This is a genomic window from Streptomyces sp. NPDC047002, assembly GCF_040704505.1.
Classification (GTDB): domain Bacteria; phylum Actinomycetota; class Actinomycetes; order Streptomycetales; family Streptomycetaceae; genus Streptomyces.
This window is the reverse complement of sequence record NZ_JBEYWC010000001.1, coordinates 182,312-203,178: the sequence shown is the minus strand read 5'-3', so window position 1 is coordinate 203,178 and position 20,867 is coordinate 182,312. Positions and strand designations below refer to the sequence as shown.

Genomic DNA, 20,867 nt, shown 5'->3' with positions numbered 1-20,867 from the left:
CCTGGCCACGGCCGCCGGCCGGCGGGCGGCCGCGCCCTACGCCCGCTGGACCGGGCTCGTGCCGTCCAGGAGGCTCTGGCGCACCACGTCGGGCAGCCCGCCCGCGCCCACCAGCGCGGCGGCCGTCCTGGTGGTCAGCGACTGCCAGGTGACAGCGCGCCGCAGCATCGTGTGCTCGCCGCGCGCCACCAGCACCGCCCCCGCCCTGGCGCCGATCCGCCGGGCACGCGCCGTGAAGTCCACCGTGGCCTGCGGATCGGTGACCCGGTCGCGCTCCCCGTGCAGCAGCACGGCGCGCCGCCCTTCGAGATGCAGCACCGGGTCCTCTGGCGGGCACCAGGGGGCCAGCGCCACCACGCCGCTCACCAGGTCGTGGCCCGCGGCGCAGAGCGCGGCCCTGCCGCCCATCGAGTGCCCGACCAGCACCACGGGCAGCCGCCCGAGCAGCAGGCCGAGCTCGTCGAGTGCGCGCAGGGTGTCCCGCGCCGCGTCCGCCCGGCCGCCGTTCCAGCCGCGGCAGCGGTAGCGCACCCGCCCCATGACCACGCCTGAGCCCTCGGTGGCGCGCAGCAGGCCGCGCGTCACCGGCCACATGCGCGCGGCGGCCGCGTTGAGCCGCGGCGGTGGCGCCTCGCCGTCGGCGCGCCCGCCGTGCAGCACGAGCACCGCGGCACGCGGCCTCGTCTCGGTCCTGTCGAGGACCAGCGCGGGCCGCACCGGTGCCCGCTCTCGTACCGCCTCGTGCACGGTCTTTCCTTCCGTGGTCCGCCGGGCGTTCACGCCCCACTTCCGGCACGCTGGAGGCATGCCGGAAGTTCCCGAAGTCGAAGCGCTGCGCGAATTCCTCGACGGCCGGCTGGTGGGCAAGGAAATCGTGCGTGCCCTGCCGCTGGCCGTCAATGTCCTGAAGACGTACGATCCGCCCCTCTCCGCCCTGGAGGGTGCCACGGCGACCGGTGTCGGCCGACGTGGCAAATATCTCGACATCGCCACCCGGCGGCCCGACGGCACGCCGCTGCACCTCGCGGTCCACCTGGCGCGCGCCGGCTGGCTCCGGTGGCGTGACGCCTTCCCCGCCGGGCCGCCGCCACGCCCGGGGAAGGGTCCGCTCGCCGCCAGGTTCGTGCTCGCGGACGGCTCCGGGTTCGACCTCACGGAGCAGGGCACCACGAAGCGGCTCGCCGTCCACCTGGTCAGGGACCTCGCCGACGTGCCCGCCGTCGCCACGCTCGGGCCCGAACCGCTCGACCCCGCCTTCGACCGTGCCGCGTTCGCACGGCTGCTCGCGGGGGAGCGGCGGCAGGTCAAGGGCGCGCTGCGCGACCAGCGGCTGATCGCAGGCATCGGGAACGCGTACAGCGACGAGATCCTGCACGCCGCCAGGATGTCGCCGTTCAAGCCGGTCAAGAACCTGTCGGACGACGAGGTCACCACCCTCTACGAGGCGATGGTCACCACGCTGACCGGGGCGGTCGAGCGGTCGCGCGGCGTGGCCGCGGGGAGCCTGAAGTCCGAGAAGAAGTCCGGGCTGCGGGTGCACGGCAGGGCGGGCGAGCCCTGCCCGGTGTGCGGCGACACCGTGCGCTCCGTCTCCTTCAGCGACTCGTCGCTCCAGTACTGCCCCACCTGCCAGACCGGCGGCAGGCCGCTCGCCGACCGCAGGATGTCCCGCCTGCTGAAGTAGCGGCTCAGCCGCCGAGGGTGACGAGGGTGCGCCCGCCCGGCGCGCGCACCTCGAAGTGGTCGATGCCGCCGGGCGGCAGCGCGGCCCCGCCCGCGGTGATCAGCGTGGTGTGCCCGTCCGTGCCCGACCAGGTGGTGACCGTCTCGCGGGAGCCGTCCCTGCCGACCGCGACCAGCGCGCAGGGCCCCCGCACCTCGCGGCCGCGCAGCTCGAAGCTGATCTGCGAGCCCCAGGCCCTGGCCGCGGCGGTGACCCGCGCGGACGTCCCGGTCGCCGGGTCGGCCGCGCTCCAGTGGGCGGGCGCGTGCCACGGCCCGCCGCTGCCCGCGAGCACCCCGAGCGGCGCGCCCGCGACGAGCACGGCGGCAGCGGCCGCCAGCGCGGCCCGCCGCCTCGTGCCCGTCCTGCGGTCGGCCGCCACCGCGTCGAGCACACCCCGCAGCACGGACCCGGCGGGCGCGGCGAAGGGCGGCACGCCCGGCGGGGTACCGCGCACATAGGCGTCCAGCTGCCCGCGTACGGCGCCGAAGCCGGTCACCTCGAACGAGCAGTGCGGGCACTCCATCAGATGGTCCTCGAACCGGTACGCGTCCCCGGGGTCCAGTACGCCGAGCGCGTAGGAGGCCGCGTCGTGATGGGGGTTCCCGGATGTCCGCATACTGTTTCGTACGCGTCACAGCCCCAGATCATTCAGAGTGCCGGGCCTCCGGTGCCCCGCGGTGCCCGACCGCGGCGCCCGGCTCTAGTACAGGTGGGTCGCGAGGTGGCCGAGCGGCAGCCCCAGCTGCCAGGCGGGCGTCCACACCTGCGGCGCCTCCTGCTCGGGCCGCCGTGCCCCGCCGCGCCCAGGCGGCACCACGGCGTCCAGGTCGGGCGCGAGCAGTTCCGTCTCCTCCAGCCCGCGCCAGGCCTCGGAGGCGAGTTCGAGGTCGGGCGTGCGCGGCCCGCTCTCCGTCCCCGCGCCGAGCTCGAAGGCGCGGGCCTCCATGCGGTCGAGGCGCTCGCACACCCAGGCGCGCCACACGGGGCCGTGCTCCGTCAGCGACCGCCACTCGGCGATCCTGTCGGCGGCGCGCGGCCGGTCGGCCGGCGCCTCCGACAGGAAGATGGTGAGCGCGAGCGCGCTGCGCCCCGCCCGGTATTCCAGCGTGGCCGGCGGCATCAGATCGCCGCCGCGCAGCAGTTCGTCCGCGATGTACTCCGCGTGCATCCACGCCATCGGCACCAGTAGGCCACCACCGGGCCCCTCGGCACGTTCCTGACGCATGGTCCCCGCCTTCCTTGCTCCGGCCGCTGTGCGCGGCCCTGCTTCAGGGAGCATTGAACCGGCGGCGGGCGCCGCGCGTGGCCAGAAGTCCCGGATCGGGGCCCCTGGCGGCCGGGATTGTGACGCGGGTGCCGTCCTGTGGTGCGAGGGACACGGCCGCGGGGGCGCGCCATCACTCTCCGTGTTCGCCCGCCGCCGCCGGGTCGCCCTGTGTGGCGGGTCCGTTCACGGCACCACGGTGACGGGCCAGCGCCCCGCCTTGACCAGGCGCACGGCGACCGAGCCGATGATCCGGTGGCCCGCCGACTCCGAGGCGCCCACCACCACCGCGTCGGCCGTCAGCTCGTCGGCCGCCGTGACGAGGCCGTTGTACGGGTCGCCGCGGAAGGTGTGGAACTCCCAGCGCAGATCCCATATCCCCTTGATGCGCTCGGAGTTCTTGCGCAGCTCCTCGATCAGGTTCTCGGCGATCTCGCCGGTGGCGTCGGCGACGGGGGCGCCGAGCGCGGACCCCGCCGGGAGCACCGGCTGCACATAGACGATGGCGAGGAGCGCGTTCTGCCGGCGGGCCAGCCCCGCCGCGTAGGCCGCGGCGCGGAACGAGGACTGCGATCCGTCCACGCCGACGACGATCACCTTCGGGCCGTCCGTACCGCGTTCGAATCTGGTGTGCTGCTGCTCGGGCTCCGTCACGGCACGCAGGCTATCCCCTCCGGCGCGAGTGTCCAGGTCCGGAGGGCGCCGGGGAGCGCAAGCGGGGGCGAGGAGGGCGGGAACGGGCGGCTTTCCGTGCGTCCGTGCGTCCGTGCGGGCGCACGCGTGCTGTCAACCCGGGACCCCGCTGCCTAGGCGCTTCGGGTGCTTGTTCCACGACCGCCGTGTTGGTCGGCGGCTCCGCGGTTCGGCCGTGCGAGCTATTAATCATGAAAAACGATGAACTGATTCATGGGCGGCGCGGTGCGCTGCGCCTGGTCGCGGGGCTCGGCGCCGCGGCCGCCACCGGACTCGTCGCCGCCTGCCAGTCGGACGCCCAGGGGCCGGCCGCCCCGGGCACCGCCCCGCCGAGCGCGGCCCCGCCGGCCGCCGGCCCGCCCGCCGCCGTGCCGCGCAACCCGGCCGCCTACCGCCTCCAGCCCATGACCGGCGAGCTGCCGCCCGGCCACCGCACGGCCCCGCCGGTGCGCAAGGAGCCCTTCCTCGAACTCCCCGAGGTGGGCCGCTCCGTCGTCCTCACCTTCGACGACGGCCCCGAGCCCACCTACACGCCCCAGATCCTCGACATCCTGCGCGCACACGACGTGCGGGCCATGTTCTTCGTCTGCGGCGAGATGGTCTCCTACTTCCCGGACCTGGTGCGCCGGGCCGCCGACGAGGGCCACCTCATCGGCAACCACACCTGGACCCACCCCGAGCTGCCCAAGCAGTCGAAGGCCAGGATCAAGGACGAGATGGGCCGCACCAGCGAGATCGTCGAGCGCACCACCGGCAGCGCGCCGCAGTGGTTCCGCGCCCCGTACGGCTCCTGGAACGCCTACACCTACCAGCTCCATGCCGAGCTCGGCATGGAGCCGCTCGCCTGGTACGTCGACACCATGGACTGGTCGGAGCCCGGCACCGGGAAGATCGTGCGGAGCGTGCTCGACGGGCTCGGCCCCGGCCGGGTCGTCCTCTCCCACGACGGCGGCGGCGTCCGCAGCCAGACCGTCGCCGCCCTGCGCCGCTACCTCCCCGAACTGCCCCGCCGCGGCTACGCCACCGCCCTGCCGCACCCCTGAGCCGCCCCCGCACCGCCGCCGCGCCCGGAACACGGCTCTGGCGCGGTCAGGCGGTCAGGCGGGCGAGCACTTCGCGGGAGTGCTGGGCCAGGTAGAAGTGGCCTCCCGGCAGGACGAACGAGGCGAAGGGCCCCGTGGTCACGGCCGACCAGGCAGCGGCCCCCTCGGCGTCCGTCAGCGGGTCGTCCGCACCCAGCAGCGCCGTCACCGGGCAGTCGAGCCGCGGGTCGGGCGGCGTGTGGCGGTAGGCCCGCATCAGCCGCAGGTCGGCACGGAACGCGGGCAGGAGCAGCGCCCGCGCCTCCGGATCCTCCAGCAGGCCGGACGGGGTGCCGCCGAGCAGCCGCAGGGTGGCCAGCGCGTCCTCCTCCGAGCCCGGCGGGTGCCCTGTGGCGAGGGTGCGCGGCACCGGCGCCCGCCCCGACACGACCAGGCGGCAGGGCTCCCGCACCCCGGCGTCGCGCAGCGCGCGTGCCGTCTCGTAGGCGACCGCGGCGCCCATGCTGTGCCCGAACAGCGCGTACGGCCCTTCCAGCCCGCCGAGCAGCGCGTCGCGGACCTCGGCGACCAGGTCCGCCATCTCCTCGTACGGCACCTCCGCGAACCGGTCGGCCCTGCCCGGATACTGGACGGCGACCAGCTCCACGTCGGAAGGGAGTGCCCGCACCCACGGGAAGTAGGCGCCGGCCGAGGCGCCCGCGTGGGGAAGACAGACCACGCGCAGCCGGGCGTGCGGTCGCGGCGCGAACCTCCGGAGGCAGCCTGGCCCGGTCACTGCCCGCCCTCCCGCTCCGCGGGGGCCCCGGGCGCGCCGCCGTCCCCGGCGGGCGGCAGCCCGTGCAGATGGGCACCGAGCGCCGCCGCGCTCGGGTGTTCGAGCAGGACGGTCAGCGGCAGCGGGCGGCCGCACAGCTCGACGAGCCGGTCGCGCAGCTCCAGGGAGCCCAGCGAGTCGAGCCCGGCCAGGGAGAGTTCCGCGTCCGGGTCGAGCCGGTCGGGCGAGGGGTGCCCGAGCACGGCTGCCGCCAGCGCGCGCACCCGGTCGACCCACTCCTGCCGGGTCGCAGGACGCGCGCCCGCGCCGTCGGCGGGCTCCGGCGGCGCGGGCGCCGCTTCGGGGGCGGGTGGGAGCGGTGCCTCCTGCCCGGTGCTGGTGCCGGTGTCGGTGTCGAATCGCCCGGCGAGCACCACGGGCTCCCGGGCCCCGAGCGCCCGGTCGAACAGCGCGAGGCCCTCCGCAGGCGCCATCGGGCGCAGCCCGAGGCCCCGCAGCCGCTGCAGGGCGTCCTGCGGGAGGCCCCGCGTCATACCGGTCTCCTCCCACCAGCCCCAGCCGATGGTGAGCCCGGGCAGGCCCGACGCGGCGCGGTGGACGGCGAGGGCGTCGAGGAACGCGTTGGCCGCCGCGTAGTTGGCCTGGCCCGCCGTGCCGAGCGACGCAGCCGCGGAACCGAACAGGACGAAGCGGGTCAGGGGCAGACGGCGTGTCGCCTCGTGGAGGTGCCACGCGCCGTCCGCCTTCGGCCGCAGGACGCGGTGGAGCTGCTCGGGGCGCATCCGCGCGACGGTGGCGTCGTCCAGCACCCCGGCGGCGTGCACGACCGCCCGCAGCGGGTGCCGCTCACCCGCCGCGGCCACCAGGTCCCGTACGGCGGCCCGGTCGGCGACGTCGCAGGCGACGGCTCTCACGTCGGCCCCGAGGCCCGCCACCCCGCGGGGCAGCCGCCCGGACCGGCAGGCGAGCACCAGGTGCCGCACGCCGTGCCTGGCCACCAGGTGCGGCACCAGCGCCGCGGCGAGCGCCCCGCCGCCGCCCGTGACCAGGACCGTGCCCTCGGGGTCGAACGCCGGTGCCCCGGGCGGGGCCTCGGCGGCCCGCGCCGTCGAAGGCGCGTGCGGCACGCCGTCCACCAGCGTCAGTTCCGCGACGCCTGCCGCGTCCCGCGCCTCCCGCGCGAGCCGGGCCACCGCCGTCGCCACCGCACCGTCGGGGCCCGGCGCGCCGCGCAGGTGCAGCAGCCCGAGCCGTCCCGGGTGCTCACGGGCTGCCGACCGCCACAGCCCGCGCACCGCGGCCGCGACGAGCCCAGGACCCGCGGTGTCGTCGCGGGTCACCAGGACCAGGACCGTCTGCGCGAGCGCGGCGGCGTGCAGGCACCCTTGCAGCAGGGCAAGGTGCCCGGCCGCCGCCGCGTGGACGGCGGACACCGGGTCGCCCGGCCGTGCCGCAGCCGGGCCGGGCGCGACCAGCAGCGCGGCGGGCGCGCCCCCTGCGCGGTCCACGGCGGCCAGCAGCGCCGGCAGGTCGGGTGCGGACCGTACGAACCCCCGCAGCCCATGCGGCGGGGTGCCGAGCAGCCACGGCGCGGGGGCCGCGGCCCCCGCCCCGCCGGGCGGCAGCGGCGACAGGCCCGGGCGCAGCAACGCCGGTTCAGGACTGCCGTCGTGCCGGGCGGGCACCGGGCGCAGGACGAGGGAGCCCACGGACAGCACGGGCAGGCCGTCGGCGTCCTCGACCTCCACCGCGCAGGTGTCCGCTGCGACGGGGGTGATGCGGGCGCTCAGCGGCCCCGCCGCCGTGCGGTGCACGGTGACCGAGGACCAGCTGAACGGCAGCCGCGGGGCGGTGCCCCGGGCCGGGTCCTGCCCCGCGCCGGGCCCGGTGAGCAGTGCCTGGAGCACGGCGTCGAGCGCGGCGGGCGCGAACAGCGGCTCCGCCACGCCACCCGGCTCCGCCGTCGCGGTGGACCGCGCGTAGAGCACCCCGTCCGCTGAGCTGACCTCCGCGAGCGTCCGGAAGGCGGGCCCGTAGGAGAGGCCGAGACGCTCGCACCGGGCGTAGTGGCCGTCGAGCGGCCTGGGCACGGCGTCAAGCGGCGGGCGCGCCTGGCCGGGGGCGGGGGAGCCCGCAGGCGGGTGCTGCCCGAGCCGCCCCGCCGCGTGCGCCGTCCACGGGCCGCCCGCCGCGGGCCGCGACGCGATGACCAGGTCGAGCCCGCCCGCCGCGCCGGGCACGGCGGTGGCGCGGACGTCGGTCGCCGCAGCACCCGTCAGGTCGAGCGGCGTGTGGAGGACGAGCTCCGTCACATACGGGTGGCCCGCGCGCCTGCCCGCCCGCAGCGCCAGTTCGAGGAAGGCGGTCGCGGGCAGCAGCACACGCCCCCCGACGACGTGGTCGGCCGTCCAGGGACGGGTGCCGCTGTCGAAGCGCTCCGTCAGCAGGCACTCCCCGCCCGGCCGGGGCCCGACAGGTCCTGGCCGCGGCTGCGGGGCCTGCGGCGCCCGGTCGGGCAGCCAGTAGCGCTCCCGCTGGAAGGCGTAGCCGGGCAGGTCGACATGGCGGCCGGGCACCACCGCGGGCAGGCGCGGGTGCAGCCCGTGGACGTACAGCAGGCCCGCCGCCTCAAGCGCCGCCGCGGTCTCCGTCCCGGCCGGGTCCTCCGCGGGGCCGTGGCCCGCGGGTGCGAGCGCGAGGACGAGCGCCTCAGGGGGCGCGACCGCCGCGGCGTGCGCCACCAGCCCGGCCCCGGGGCCCAGTTCGAGCAGTGTGTCGGCGCCGTGGACCTCGACCGCCGTCCGTACGGCGTCGGCGAACCGGACCGGCTCCGACGCCTGGCGCACCCAGTACCCGGGCTCGGCGAGGGTGTCGCCGCCGCGGCCCGTGAGCCCGGACACGACCGGGATCCCGGCCGGCCGCGGCGCGAAGCCCGCGGCGAGCGCGGCGAGTCCGACGAGGCCCGGCGCGCCGGGCGCCGGAGGGACCGTGCCGACGCCCGGCAGGAGCCGCCCCCGCACGCCGTCCGCGCGCAATCCGTCGAGCAGGGCGCGGACGGCTGCGTCCCCGCCCGCTACGGTCACCGACTCCGCGCCGTACACCGCGGTGACCCGCACCTCGCCGCCCTGGAGCGCCGCTCGGTGACCGAGCCGGTCCTCGGCCGCCGCGACCGACGCCGCGGAGCCCGGGCGCGCCGCCCGGCCACGCGCCACGGTGAGCGCCACCGCGTCGGGCAGCGACAAGACCTCGGCGGCCACGGCGGCCGCGACCTCACCCGCGCCGTCCCCCAGGACCACGTCAGGCACGAGACCCCAGTGCCCGAGCAGCCGGAACTGCGCCACCTGGAGCGCGAGCAGCGCCGCCTGCGCGGCCGCGGCGTCCTCGATCCGCCGCGCGCTGCCGCCCCCGGGGAGCGCGAGGCCGCGCAGGGACGTCCCGAGCAGCGGGTCGGCGAGCGCGCACACCTCGTCGAAGGCCGCACGGAACACCGGGTACGCGGCGTACAGGCCGGCGCCCGCGCCCGCCCGCACCCCGTCGGCGCCGCAGAACAGGAACGCCGCGCGCCGCCGCCCGCCGGGCACATGGCCCGCCGTGAGCCCGGCCCTGCCGGTGCCCGAGGCGAGCGCGGCGAGCACGGCGCGCGCCTCGGCCGTGTCGCGTACGACGGCCGCGGCGCGGTGCGCGAGCGCCGCACGGCCGCCCAGCGTGCGGGCGACGTCCCGGAGCGGCACGTGGTGGTCGGCGAGGTGCGCGCCGACCCTGGCGGCCTGGGCACGCAGCGCGTCCTCGCTGTGGCCGGAGAGCGCGAGCAGCGCCGCCCCGCCCGGCCCGTCGGGGTCCGGCGCCGCGGCGTCCGCAGGCGCCTCCTCGACCAGCACGTGCGCGTTGGTGCCGCTGATCCCGAAGGACGACACCCCCGCCCTGCGCGGCCTGCCCTCGGTCCTCGGCCAGGTCCTGGCCGCCGCGAGCAGCCTGACGGTGCCCGCCGACCAGTCGACGTGCGGCGTCGGAGGCTCGGCGTGCAGCGTGCGCGGCAGTTCCTCGTGCCGGAGCGCGCCGATCGTCTTGATCAGGCCGCCGACGCCCGCGGCCGCCTGTGCGTGGCCGATGTTCGACTTCAGCGAGCCGAGCCACAGCGGGGCCCCGTCCGGACGGGTGCCGCCGTACGCGCCGATGAGGGCGCCGGCCTCGATCGGGTCGCCGAGCGGTGTGCCGGTGCCGTGCGCCTCCACCGCGTCGACGTCGGCGGCCGAAAGACCCGCGTCGGCGAGCGCCGCCTCGATCACCGCGCGCTGCGCGGGGCCGCTCGGCGCGGAGAGGCCGTTGCTCGCGCCGTCCTGGTTGACGGCGGACCCCTTGAGCACGGCGAGCACCCGGTGCCCGTGCCGCCTGGCGTCCGCGAGCCGCTCCAGCACGAGCACCCCGGCGCCCTCGGCGAGCCCGGTGCCGTCGGCCCCCGCCCCGAACGCCTTGCAGCGCCCGTCCGCCGCGAGCCCGCCCTGCCTGCCGAACTCGGCGGCCGTGCCGGATGTGCTCATCACCGTCACCCCGGCGGCGAGGGCGAGCCCCGTCTCGCCCGAGCGCAGGGCCCGGCACGCCAGGTGGACGGCGACCAGGGAGGACGAGCAGGCGGTGTCCACGGTGAGCGCGGGCCCGCGCAGCCCCAGGACGTAGGCGATCCTGCCGGAGACGACGCTGCCCGCCATGCCGGTCAGCCGGTGCCCCGCCACCTCGGGCGGCGACTCGTGCAGCGGCGGCCCGTACGCCTGCTGGTTGGCGCCGGCGAACACCGCGGTGTCACCGCCGCGCAGGCCGCGGGGGTCGATGCCCGCGTCCTCGAACGCCTCCCAGGCCACTTCGAGCAGCAGCCGCTGCTGCGGGTCCATGGCGGTGGCCTCGCGCGGCGAGATTCCGAAGAACGCGGCGTCGAACCCCGCCGCGTCCGCGAGGAAACCGCCGCGCCACGGCTCGCCGCCCGCCGGTGGCAGCCACCCGCGCTCCGCTGGTACGGGCCCGGTGGCGTCCCTGCCCTCCGCGACGAGCCGCCACAGGGCCTCGGGCGAGTCGGCGCCCGGATACCGGCAGGCCATGCCCACCACCGCGACGGGGGCGTGCGCCGCGTCCGCGCGCTCCTCCAGTTCCGCCACGCGGTCCTTGGCCGCGCGCAGTTCGGCCGTGAGCCGCCTGAGGTAGCCGACGAGCTGCTCCTGGTCGTTCATCTGGCCTCCCCGGCCGTGTCGCCGCCGGGGCGGCCGAGTTCCGTGTCGATGAGCCGCAGCAGGTCGGCGCCGTCCGCCGCGGCGAGGTCGGCGGGCAGGCCGCCGCCCTCCGACCGCGCGGGGGCGCTGTACGGCCGTAGGCTGTCCGGCCGTACGGCCCCGTCGGCGGCGGGTGGGAAGAGGCGCTCCACGACGAGGGCGGCGAGCGCCTCGGGCGTGGGGCGGTCGAACACCACCGTGACCGGCAGCCGCAGCCCGGTGGCCGCGTTGAGCCTGTTGCGCAGCTCCACGGAGGTCAGCGAGTCGAAGCCGAGGTCGCGGAAGGCCAGGCCGTGTCCGACGTCCGCCCGGCCCGGCAGCCGCAGCACCGCCGCGGCCTGCTCGGCGATCCACTCCGCGGCGCGCCCGGTACGGCGCCCGGCAGGCTGCGCCGACAGCAGCCCGCGCAGCCCCGGCGCCCCGCCCTCCCGTTCCCGGCCCCGTGCTTCGGGCGCGGCGGCCCCCGGCTCGGCGGGGCCCGGGGCCGCGGGGGAGGGGCCGGTGGGACGCATGGCCACCAGGCGCGCCTCGGGCCGCCCGGCCGCCGCCTCGTACAGCGCGAGCCCCTGCCGGGTCGGCAGCGGCGCGACGCCTGCGGCCGCCATCCGCGCGATGTCCGCGTCCTTCAGGTGGCCGCTCATGCCGGAGCGCTGCTCCCACAGCCCCCAGGCAAGCGAGCGCGCGGGCAGTCCGTCCGCCGCCCGCCCGGCGGCCAGCGCGTCGAGGAACGCGTTGGCGGCGCCGTAGACCGCCTGGCCCGGCAGCCCGACGACCCCGGCGACCGAGCCGTACAGCGTGAAGGCGGCCAGGTCCAGATGGCGGGTCTGCTCGTGGAGGTGCCACGCGCCGTCGCCCTTGGGCGCGAGGACCGCCGCGGCCTGCGCGGGGTCGAGCGACGCCACGGTGGCGTCCCGCAGCACCCCCGCCGCGTGCACGACGGCCGTCAGTGGGTGAGCAGCGGGCACCGCAGCGAGGAGCGCGGCGACCTCGGCCGGGTCCGCCACGTCCGCGCGCCGGTAGTCGGCGTGCGCGCCGAGCGCCGCGAGCTCCGCCCGCAGCGCGGCGATCCTGGAGTCGTGCGCGGGCGTGCGCCCGGCGAGCAGCAGGCGGCGCGCGCCGTGACGTACCAGGTGGCGGGCGAGTTCCGCGCCGAGGGTGCCGGCGCCGCCGGTGATCAGGACCGTGCCGTCGGGGCGCGGGTCCCGCGGCAGGGTGAGCACCAGCTTGCCGGTGTGCCGGGCGTCCCTGAACGTCACCAGCGCCTCCCGCGCCTCGCGGACGTCCCACGCCGTCAGCGGCAGGGGCCGCAGCGCCCCGGCGGCGAACAGCGCGGCGAGGTCACGGAAGGCGGAGGCGATGCCGTCGGGCGGCAGGCTCAGGACGTCGAACGGGCGGTAGTCCGCGCCCGGTCGCACGGCGTCCACCTGCTCGCGCGTACGGATGTCGAGCTTGCCCATTTCGAGAAAGCGCCCGCCGGGGGCGAGCAGCCGCAGGGAGGCGTCCACCAGCGGCCCCGCCAGCGCGTCCAGCACGACGTCCATGCCCCGCCCGCCGGTCGCCGCGCGGAAGGCCTCCTCGAACGCGCCGGTGCGGGAGGACGCCGTGCGCCCTGGCGGCACGCCGAGCCCGGCGAGCACCGGCCACTTGTCGGGGTGGGCCGTCGCGTACACCTCGGCCCCGAGATGGCGGGCGAGCTGCAGGGCGGCCATGCCGACGCCTCCGGTCGCCGCGTGGACGAGCACCCGCTGCCCGGCCCCGAGGCCGCCGAGGGCGACCAGGCCGTGATGGGCGGTCAGGAACGCGATGGGGACCGTGGCGGCCTCGGCGAACGTCCAGCCGCCGGGTACCGGAGCCACCAGCCGGTGGTCGGTCACCACATACGGGGCGATCGCGCCGCGGTCGAGGGCGACGATGCCCATCACCCGGTCGCCCGGCGCCACGCCGTCGACGCCGTCGCCGACCCCGGTGACCACCCCGGCGAACTCCCGGCCCAGCGCGGCGTCCCCGGGAAAGAGCCCCAGGGTGGTGATGACGTCGACGAAGTTGAGCCCGGCCGCCCGCACCCGCACCCGCACCTCGCCCGGCCCGGGCGGCGCTTCGTACTCCGGCGCAGGCACCAGCGCGAGCCGCTCGGGCGTGGTCTGGCGGGCAGGCCCGGTGAGGGCGAGCCGCCACGCGCCGGTGCCCGGCGGCGGGACGAGGAGGCCGTCGTCCCGTACGGGCGCGAGTACGGGCGCCAGGGCCCGCCCGCCGCGCAGCGCCACCCGCGGAAGGTCCGCGGCGACGGCGGCGGGCAGCAGCGCCTCGGACTCCGGCGCGCCGTCGCTGTCGACGTGGGCGAACTGGCCGGGGTGCTCGGCGGCCGCGCTGCGCCACAGGGCGGCCACGGCCGCGGCGACGGGGTCGGGCCGCCGGCCGGTGGCCCCGCGCGTGCACAGCACCAGCCGGGACCCGGCGAACGCCGGCTCCGCGACGAACGCCCTGAGCAGCGCCGCGTGCCGGGCGACGGCGGTGTGCAGGGCGGCAGGGAGCGGCAGCGGCCCGCCGTCCAGCGGGACGACCAGGGTGCGCGGCACCCGCGCACCCGCCGCGGGGAGCCCGTCCGCGGCGGGCACCGCGGGCAGGGCCGGGTGCGGCGGGCCCACGACGGCGGTGTCAGCGGCCGTGATCGGGGCCGCGTCCAGGGCGGCGGGCCGCCACTCCTCGGCCAGGAGCGGCGGGTGGAGGCCGGGCGCGGGCAGGAAGGAGACCGCGTCGACGCCGAGCACCGCGGCCCCCTGAGGGTCGGTGGCGTCGATCCGCCAGCTGCCGTCGGGGCCGCGCGCCGCGCGCACCCGCAGCGACGCGGTGTCCGCGGGGCGGATGCGCACCCCGCTCCAGGCGAACGGCATCAGCGGCGCCGACCCGCCGTCGGCGGGCGCCTCGGCGAGCAGCACGGCGTGCAGGGCCGCGTCGAGCAGGACCGGGTGGGCGTCCCACCCGGCGGCAGGACCGGCCCCTGGGCCGAGTGCGACCTCGGCGAACACCTCGCCGTCCCCGCGCCACATCCGGTGCAGGGCGCGCAGCCGCGGACCGTAGGTGTACCCGGCGTCCGCGAGCCGGCCGTAGGCGTCCGCGAGGTCCACCTCGCGCGCGCCCCGCGGCGGCCAGGCGGCAGCTTCTGCGAAGGGCTCGGGCCCGGGGGCTGCGGCGAGCGTGCCGTGCGCGTGCCGCACCCACGCGGCACCGCCGTCGCCACGCTCCCGCGCGTGGACCGACACCCCGCGGGCGCCGTCGGCGCCCGGCCGCTCGATCGCCACCTGTATGTCGAGCGCGCGCCCTTCCTCGGGCAGCGGCAGCGGCGCCGTCAGGACCAGCTCCGCCACCCGGCCGGCGCCGGTACGCCTGGCCGCGTACGCCACCAGCTCGGCCACGGCGGCACCCGGCACCAGCGGGGCCCCGAACAGCGCGTGGTCGGTGAGCCAGGGGGCCTCGGCGGTGGACACCCGGGCGGTCACCAGCTCGCCGCCGGTGTGCCCGAGCGGCAGGGACCCGGTGACGAAGGGGTGCCTGCCGCCGGGGTCGCGCGGCGGCGCGGCGGCCGCGGGGGAGGGCCAGTAGCGGCGGTGCTGGAAGGGGTAGCCCGGCAGCGCCACCGGCCTCCCGGGCCCGGCGAGGGCGCTCCAGTCCACCGGCAGGCCCGCGCGGAACGCCTCCGCCGTCGACGCGAGGAGGCGGTCGCGCGGCGGCTCGTCCCGGTGCAGCGTGCCGAGCGCCACGGCGGGTACGCCCGCGTCCTCGAAGGTCTCCAGCAGTGCGGAACGCAGCAGCGGGTGCGGGTTGACCTCGATGAACACCCGGTGGCCCGCGGCCAGCAGGGCCCGGACCGCGGGTTCGAGCAGCACCGGCTGCCGGGCGTTGCGCCACCAGTAGCCGCTGTCGAGGCCACCGGTGGCGAAGCGGTCACCGGTCACCGTCGAGTAGAAGGGCGTGGCGCCGTCGCGCGGGGCGACCGGCGCGAGGGCGGCGAGCAGCTGCTCGCGCAGCGGCTCGATCTGCCGGCTGTGGCCCGCGTTGCCCACCGGGAGCCTGCGGTACGCCACCCCGTCGGCGGCGAGCGCGGCCAGCAGGCCGTCGAGCGCCTCGGGGGTGCCGCCGACCGTGGTCGCCGCGGGCCCGTTGACCGCGGCGATCTCCAACGCGCCCGACCAGGCGGCCAGCCGCGGCAGCAGCGCGCCGGGCGGCAGGGACACGGCGGCCATGGCGCCCCTGCCCTGGAGCGGGCGCAGGGCCAGGCTGCGCAGCGCGACGATCCGCGCGGCGTCGTCGAGGCCGAGCGCGCCCGCCACGTAGGCGGCCGCGATCTCGCCCTGCGAGTGGCCGACCACGGCGGCCGGCCGCACACCGCGGGCGCGCCACGTCTCCGCGAGCGCCACCATCACGGTGAACAGGGCGGGTTGCGCCACGTCGACCCGGTCGAGCGGCGGGGCGCCCGGCGCGCGCGCGAGCACGTCGAGCACCGACCAGTCCAGATGGCGGGCGAACGCCGACGCGCACTGCTCGGCCGTCTCGGTGAACACCGGGTCGCTGCCGAGCAGCCCCTCGGCCATCCCGGCCCACTGCGCGCCCTGCCCAGGGAAGACGAACACCGCGCCGTCCGCGCCTGCCGGGGGCTCGGCGCCGCTGCCCCGGTGCTCGCGCGCGATCCCGGCCAGCTCCGCCAGCAGACCGTCCAGGTCGCCCGCCACGGCCACGGCGCGGTGGGCGAAGGCCGTGCGCCGGGCGAGCGTCCACGCCACGTCCGGCAGCGGCGTGCCGGGCTCGGCCGAGAGCCGGGTGCGCAGCCGGTCGGCCTGGTCGGCGAGCGCGGCCGCCGACCTGGCCGCCAGCGGGAACGCCACCGGCCGCGCGGCCTCTGCCGCCCCGGCGCCCCCGGTGCCGCCGCCCGCCACCTCGGCAGTCACGGCGCGCTCCGCCGCCACCGCTCCCGCCGCCGCTGCGGCAACTGCCGCCTCCGCGGTCCGCGCCCCTGCCGGGTCGTCCACCGCCTCCAGTACGACGTGCGCGTTGGTGCCGCCCGCGCCGAAGCCGGAGACCGCGGCCCGCGGGGGCCGCCCGGTCGCAGGCCACGGCCGCGCACCGGTCAGCACCCGCACCCCGCCGCCGCTCCAGTCGACCCGGCTGGTCGGACGGTCCACGTGCAGGGTGCGCGGGAGCACGCGGTGGCGCATTGCCATCACCGTCTTGATCACCCCGGCCACTCCCGCCGCCGCCTGGGTGTGGCCGATGTTCGACTTCACCGAGCCGAGCCACAGCGGCCGCTCCCGCGGGTGCTCGGCGCCGTACACCGCGAGCAGCGCGTTCGCCTCGATCGGGTCGCCGAGCCGGGTGCCGGGGCCGTGGGCCTCGACCGCGTCGACCTCGGCGGCCCGTACGCCGGCGTCGGCGAGCGCCGCCCGCACGACCCGCGCCTGCGCGGAGCCGTTGGGCGCGGTGAGGCCGTTGCTCGCGCCGTCCTCGTTGAGCGCGCTGCCGCGCACCACGGCCAGCACCCGGTGCCCCTCCCGCCGGGCCCGCGACAGCGGTTCGAGTACGAGCACCCCGACGCCCTCCGACCAGCCCGTGCCGTCCGCGGCCTCGGCGAACGCCTTGGACCTGCCGTCGGGGGAGAGGGCCCCCTGTGCGGTGAAGTCGGTGAACATCCACGGCGTCGACATCACGGTCACGCCCCCGGCGAGCGCGGTCGACACCTCGCCCGAACGCAGCGCCCGGCACGCGAGGTGCAGGGCCGTCAGCGACGAGGAGCACGCGGTGTCCACCGCGAGGGCGGGGCCTTCGAGGCCGAGGACATAGGACAGCCGCCCTGCCAGGACGCTCGGCGTGCTGCCCGTGTACACGTAGCCGTCGAGGCCGTCCCCCGCCTGCTGCACCAGCGCGTCGTACTGCTGGGGGATGACGCCGACATACACGCCGGTCGGCGTCCCGCGCAGCGACGCCGGGTCGATCCCGGCGTGCTCCACGGCCTCCCAGCCGACTTCGAGCAGCAGGCGCTGCTGCGGGTCCATGGCGGTCGCCTCGCGCGGCGAGATCCCGAAGAACGCCGCGTCGAAACCGGCCGCGTCGTCCAGGAACCCGCCGCGCCACGGCCCTTCGGGGAGCCCCGCGCCGCCCCAGCCGCGGTCCTGCGGCGGGCCGCCGAGCAGATCGCGCTCCCCGGCGACCGCGGCCCACAGTTCCTCGGCCGAGCGGATGCCCCCGGGAAAGCGGCAGGCCATGCCCACGATCGCGATCGGCTCGTGGCCCGCGCCGCCTTCCGTACCGGAGCCCTTACCGCCGGGGACCGGAGCGGGAGCCGCGGACTCCGCGGCGGTCGGTCCTGCGGGGCGCGCGAGGCGGCGGGCCACCTCGCGCGGGGTCGGATGGTCGTAGACCAGGCTGCTGGGCAGCGGGCGCCCCAGCGCCTCCTGGAGACGGTCCGTCAGCTCCACCACGGTCATCGAGTCCGCCCCCAGCGAGGCGAACGCGGCGTCGGCGGGGACCGCGTGCTGCCCGTCCCGTTCGAGGACGGCCGCGGTCTCGCGCAGGACGAGGGCGAGCATCCGGTCGAACGGCTCGTCCGGCCCGCCGTCCGCGCCGTTCGAGGCGGGCTTCCACGGTCCGGCCGCCGCGCCGGGACCCCGCCCCGCGTTCGGCTCGGGCGTCGCGGCGACCGCCGCGGCGCCGTCGCCCGGCAGCAGCAGGCGCCGCTGGAAGCGGTACGGGGGCAGGGCGGCGCGGGGGCCGTCCCCGCACACCGGGGCCCAGTCGACCGCCGCGCCCCCGACATGGCGCCGCGCCACGTCGGCCGGCGGCCCCGCCGGATCGGCAGAGGGCGCGGTGACGACGGCGCCGGAGGCGTCGTCGAGGGCAGCGAGCTCCGCCAGCGCGTCGAGCATCTCCCCGGGCGACGAGGCCACGGCGGCGCACCGGTGCGGGAAGTGGGTGCGGCCGAGCGCCAGCGTACGGGCCGCGTCCGCGAGCAGGCCGTCGCCGGCGGCGCCGCCCGCCTGCGCGGCCAGCCGGGCGCGGACCGCGGCGAGCTGGTCCCCGAGGGCCTCGGGCGACCGGGCGGACACCGGCCAGACGACGGCGCCCGGCCCGCAGGACCCGGCGCCCGGCGCACCGGGCGCGGTGGGCGTCGCCGGTGCCTGTGCCATCACCACATGACAGTTCGCACCGCCCATGCCGAACGAGCTGACCCCCGCCACCCGCGGCCCCGGCCACGCGTCGAGCGCCGTCTGCACCCGCAGTCCGAGGCCGTCCAGCGGGATCGCGGGGTGCTGCCGCGTGAAGTGCAGGCTCGGGGGCAGCATGCCGTGGTGCACCGCGAGTGCCGCCTTGACCAGCCCGGCGATCCCCGCGGCGCCCTCCAGGTGGCCGATGTTGGTCTTGACCGAGCCGACGGGCAGCGCGGCACCCCGCCGGGCCCGGCGCGCGAACCCGCCGAGCGCCGCTGCCTCCACCGGGTCGCCCGCCCTCGTGCCCGTGCCGTGCAGCTCCACGTACCCGACCGCCTCGAAACCGAGACCCGCCGCGCGGTACGCCTCGGCGAGCAGCGCCTCCTGCGCCGCGCCGTCCGGCACGGTGAGTGCTCCGGCACCGCCGTCGTGGTTGAGCGCGCTCCCGCGCAGCACGCAGTACACCCGGTCGCCGTCGGCCAGCGCGGCGGCCAGCGGCTTCAGCACCACCAGGGCGCCGCCCTCGCCCCTGACGAAGCCGTCGGCCGCCGCGTCGAGGACGGCGCTGCGCCCGCCGGGCGAGAGGGCGCCCGTACCGGCGACGGCCGCGTCGGCCTCGTCGTCGAGCAGCAGGCTCACCCCGCCGGCGAGCGCCAGCTCCGCGCCCCCGCCGCGCAGGCTCTCGCACGCCAGGTGCACGGCGGCGAGCGACGAGGACTGCCCGGTGTCCACGGTCAGGCTCGGACCGGTCAGCCCGAGCACGTGCGACAGCCTGCCTGCCGCCATCCCGCGCTGCGTCCCGGTGTACGCGTGCACGTCCGCGGCAGCGCCCGCGGCCCGCAGCGCCCCCGACCACTCGCCGTTGCCCGCGGCGAGGAACACGCCCGTACGGGAGGCCCGGAGCGAGCCGGGGACGATGTTCGCGTCCTCCAGCGCCTCCCAGCCGAGTTCGAGGGTGAGCCGCTGCTGCGGGTCGGTGCGGCGCGCCTCCCGCGGCGACATCCCGAAGAACTCCGGCTCGAAGCCGTGGACCGCGGCGAGTGCGGCCTCAGCCGAGGCCGCCTCACGGCCGGTGTCCGGCGCGCGCAGATAGCCGGCGCGGCCCGACGGCCTGCCGCCCGCGCGGCCCGGCGGCCGGGCGACGACCGCGTCCGTGCCCGCGCACAGCAGCCGCCAGAACGCCTCGGGCCCCTCGGCCCCCGGCAGCCGGCAGGCCAGGCCGACGACGGCGATGTCGGAGCGATGGGAGCGATCGGAGCGAGGGGGCGGGGGAGTCTTCATCAGCGCTCAGCCTTCGTCAGGTCGCCGGTGCCCGGCGGGCGTACCGGAGTTGCGGGGAGGTGTCCTGGAGTGTCCTGTCCGGTCGCGGCGCGGCCGGGGCCCGGCACAGGAGGGCCGTACCGGGAGGGGGCGGGCGTCCGGGCCGCTCACAGCGGGAGGTTGTCGTGCTTCTTCGGCGGACGCTCCTGGCGCTTGTGCCGCAGCAGCCACAGGGCGCGGTGCAGGTGCCTTCGGGTCTCCCGGGGCAGCACCACCTCGTCCACGACGCCGGCGCCGGCCGCCGACCACGCGTCGCGTCCTTCGATCAGCGCCCCGGGCCAGGCGAGATGGAGGTCCCCGCCGATCCGCCGGGAGCCGAGCGCCGTGTGGGCGAGCCCCGCGGCCGTCCCCGTGGTGACCGTCAGCAGCGGCACCGTCGCCTCGGCGTAGGCGTGCAGCAGCCGCGCCCCGCCGCGCTCCGCGCCGGGCGGGGGGCCGGCGGGCGCGTCCACCAGCGAGAGCACCGGCAGCCCGTACGCGTCGCAGGTCCGCACGAAGCGCGCCGCCTTGTCGCAGGCGGCCGCCGTCAGCGCCCCGTCCGCCACCAGGGGCTGCGGCGCCACCACCCCGACCGCGCAGCCGCCCAGCCGTCCGAAGGCCACGACGACGCTGCGCGCGTAGCCCGCGTGGACTTCGAGGAGGCCGCCGCCGCCGTCGAGCAGCGCCGCGGCGGTCTCGCGCGCGTCACGGAACGTTCCTGCACCCCGCTGCCCGGCGTCCGCCGGGTCCCCGCACGACGCGGCAGGGGGCGGCCGCAGCCCCGGCAGGTGCTCGCCCGGACCCGGCAGGAGGCCGATGAGCGCGCGGATCCACGCGAAGGCATCGTCCTCGTCTGCGGCCAGGCAGTGCGCGGTGCCCGAGGTGGCGCTGTGCATGCGCGCCCCGCCGAGCTCGTCGAGCCCCACCACCTCGCCGACCGAGCTGCGGGTCACCTCGGGCCCCGTGACGAACATGTGGGAGAGGCCGTCCACCATCACCACGAAGTCGGTGAGGGCGGGCGAGTAGGCGGCGCCGCCCGCGCACGGCCCCGCGATGAGCGAGATCTGCGGCACCGCGCCCGACATCCGCACGTTGCGCGCGAAGATCTGCCCGTACAGGCTCTGGGCGACCGGGCCCTCCTGGATGCGGCCGCCCGCACTGTCGTTGATCCCGACGAGGGGCGCGCCCGCGTCCATCGCGAGGTCCATCAGCCGGACGATCTTCTCGCCCGCGGCCTCGCCGAGGCTGCCGCCGAAGACCGTGAAGTCCTGCGCGAAGCAGCACACCGGGCGCCCGCCGACCGTGCCGTGCCCCGTCACCACCGCGTCGCCCGGCGGGCGGTGCCCGGCGAGCCCCGGCGCGTCCGAGCGGTGCACGGCCTGCGAGCCGAGCTCGGTGAACGAACCGGGGTCGAGCAGCGCGCCGATCCGCTCGTGCGCCGAGCGGGCGCCCCGCCGCCGCTGGCGGCGCACGGCCTCCTCGCGCTGCGCGCTCCTGGCCCGCAGCCGCCGCGCGAACGCGTCGGCCCCCGCCTGCCCGGCGGGGGGAGCGGGCAGCGGACCTGCCCCGGTACGTGGAACGTTCACACAAGGGAATACGGCGTCCCGCGGGCC

At 78.2% G+C, this 20,867-nt stretch carries 10 protein-coding genes; 2 read left to right on the top strand and 8 right to left on the bottom strand.

What is annotated here, in order from left to right; translation table 11 throughout:
- Positions 1-36: 36 nt before the first annotated feature.
- Positions 37-747, bottom strand: a complete 711-nt coding sequence (locus AB0910_RS00945) for an alpha/beta fold hydrolase (protein ID WP_366742333.1) — start codon at positions 745-747, stop codon at positions 37-39.
- A gap of 58 nt (positions 748-805) precedes the next feature.
- Between AB0910_RS00945 and AB0910_RS00940 the strand changes: the two genes are divergently transcribed.
- Positions 806-1,684: a DNA-formamidopyrimidine glycosylase family protein gene (locus tag AB0910_RS00940; RefSeq protein WP_366742332.1), complete on the top strand. Its 879-nt coding sequence runs from the start codon at positions 806-808 to the stop codon at positions 1,682-1,684.
- Positions 1,685-1,688: 4 nt separating this feature from the next.
- On the opposite strand, the gene AB0910_RS00935 is transcribed toward AB0910_RS00940, so the two are convergent.
- The 3 genes from AB0910_RS00935 to AB0910_RS00925 form a co-directional block, all read right to left on the bottom strand.
- Positions 1,689-2,342 (bottom strand): zf-HC2 domain-containing protein, encoded by a 654-nt coding sequence (locus AB0910_RS00935; RefSeq protein ID WP_366742331.1) that lies wholly within the window; start codon positions 2,340-2,342, stop codon positions 1,689-1,691.
- A gap of 84 nt (positions 2,343-2,426) precedes the next feature.
- Entirely contained in the window at positions 2,427-2,951 is a 525-nt protein-coding gene (locus AB0910_RS00930) for a hypothetical protein (RefSeq protein ID WP_366742330.1), read from the bottom strand.
- 225 nt (positions 2,952-3,176) lie between these two features.
- The gene (locus AB0910_RS00925) at positions 3,177-3,644 is read right to left on the bottom strand and encodes a universal stress protein (RefSeq protein WP_345655870.1); all 468 of its coding nucleotides are present in this window, start codon (positions 3,642-3,644) and stop codon (positions 3,177-3,179) included.
- A gap of 230 nt (positions 3,645-3,874) precedes the next feature.
- Between AB0910_RS00925 and AB0910_RS00920 the strand changes: the two genes are divergently transcribed.
- The gene (locus AB0910_RS00920) at positions 3,875-4,726 is read left to right on the top strand and encodes a polysaccharide deacetylase family protein (RefSeq protein ID WP_366742329.1); all 852 of its coding nucleotides are present in this window, start codon (positions 3,875-3,877) and stop codon (positions 4,724-4,726) included.
- A gap of 46 nt (positions 4,727-4,772) precedes the next feature.
- On the opposite strand, the gene AB0910_RS00915 is transcribed toward AB0910_RS00920, so the two are convergent.
- The 4 genes from AB0910_RS00915 to AB0910_RS00900 form a co-directional block, all read right to left on the bottom strand.
- Positions 4,773-5,501 carry an alpha/beta fold hydrolase gene (locus AB0910_RS00915; protein WP_366742328.1) on the bottom strand — a complete coding sequence of 243 codons (729 nt, stop codon included), beginning with the start codon at positions 5,499-5,501 and terminating at the stop codon, positions 4,773-4,775.
- A complete protein-coding gene (locus tag AB0910_RS00910) occupies positions 5,498-10,720 on the bottom strand; it encodes a type I polyketide synthase (protein ID WP_366742327.1) in 5,223 nt (1,740 codons plus the stop codon). Before AB0910_RS00910 ends, AB0910_RS00915 begins: the two co-directional genes overlap by 4 nt.
- Positions 10,717-19,236 carry an SDR family NAD(P)-dependent oxidoreductase gene (locus AB0910_RS00905; RefSeq protein ID WP_366742326.1) on the bottom strand — a complete coding sequence of 2,840 codons (8,520 nt, stop codon included), beginning with the start codon at positions 19,234-19,236 and terminating at the stop codon, positions 10,717-10,719. The genes AB0910_RS00910 and AB0910_RS00905 overlap by 4 nt, the downstream gene beginning before the upstream one ends.
- A 146-nt stretch (positions 19,237-19,382) precedes the next feature.
- Positions 19,383-20,840 carry a carboxyl transferase domain-containing protein gene (locus AB0910_RS00900; protein WP_366742325.1) on the bottom strand — a complete coding sequence of 486 codons (1,458 nt, stop codon included), beginning with the start codon at positions 20,838-20,840 and terminating at the stop codon, positions 19,383-19,385.
- Positions 20,841-20,867 lie beyond the last annotated feature (27 nt).

Excerpts from the sequence above, each read along its gene's own strand:
- AB0910_RS00920 (WP_366742329.1), top strand. The coding sequence starts at position 3,875 with ATGAAAAACGATGAACTGATTCATGGGCGGCGCGGTGCGCTGCGCCTG.
- AB0910_RS00940 (WP_366742332.1), top strand. The coding sequence starts at position 806 with ATGCCGGAAGTTCCCGAAGTCGAAGCGCTGCGCGAATTCCTCGACGGC.
- AB0910_RS00935 (WP_366742331.1), bottom strand. The coding sequence starts at position 2,342 with ATGCGGACATCCGGGAACCCCCATCACGACGCGGCCTCCTACGCGCTC.
- AB0910_RS00930 (WP_366742330.1), bottom strand. The coding sequence starts at position 2,951 with ATGCGTCAGGAACGTGCCGAGGGGCCCGGTGGTGGCCTACTGGTGCCG.
- AB0910_RS00910 (WP_366742327.1), bottom strand. The coding sequence starts at position 10,720 with ATGAACGACCAGGAGCAGCTCGTCGGCTACCTCAGGCGGCTCACGGCC.
- AB0910_RS00905 (WP_366742326.1), bottom strand. The coding sequence starts at position 19,236 with ATGAAGACTCCCCCGCCCCCTCGCTCCGATCGCTCCCATCGCTCCGAC.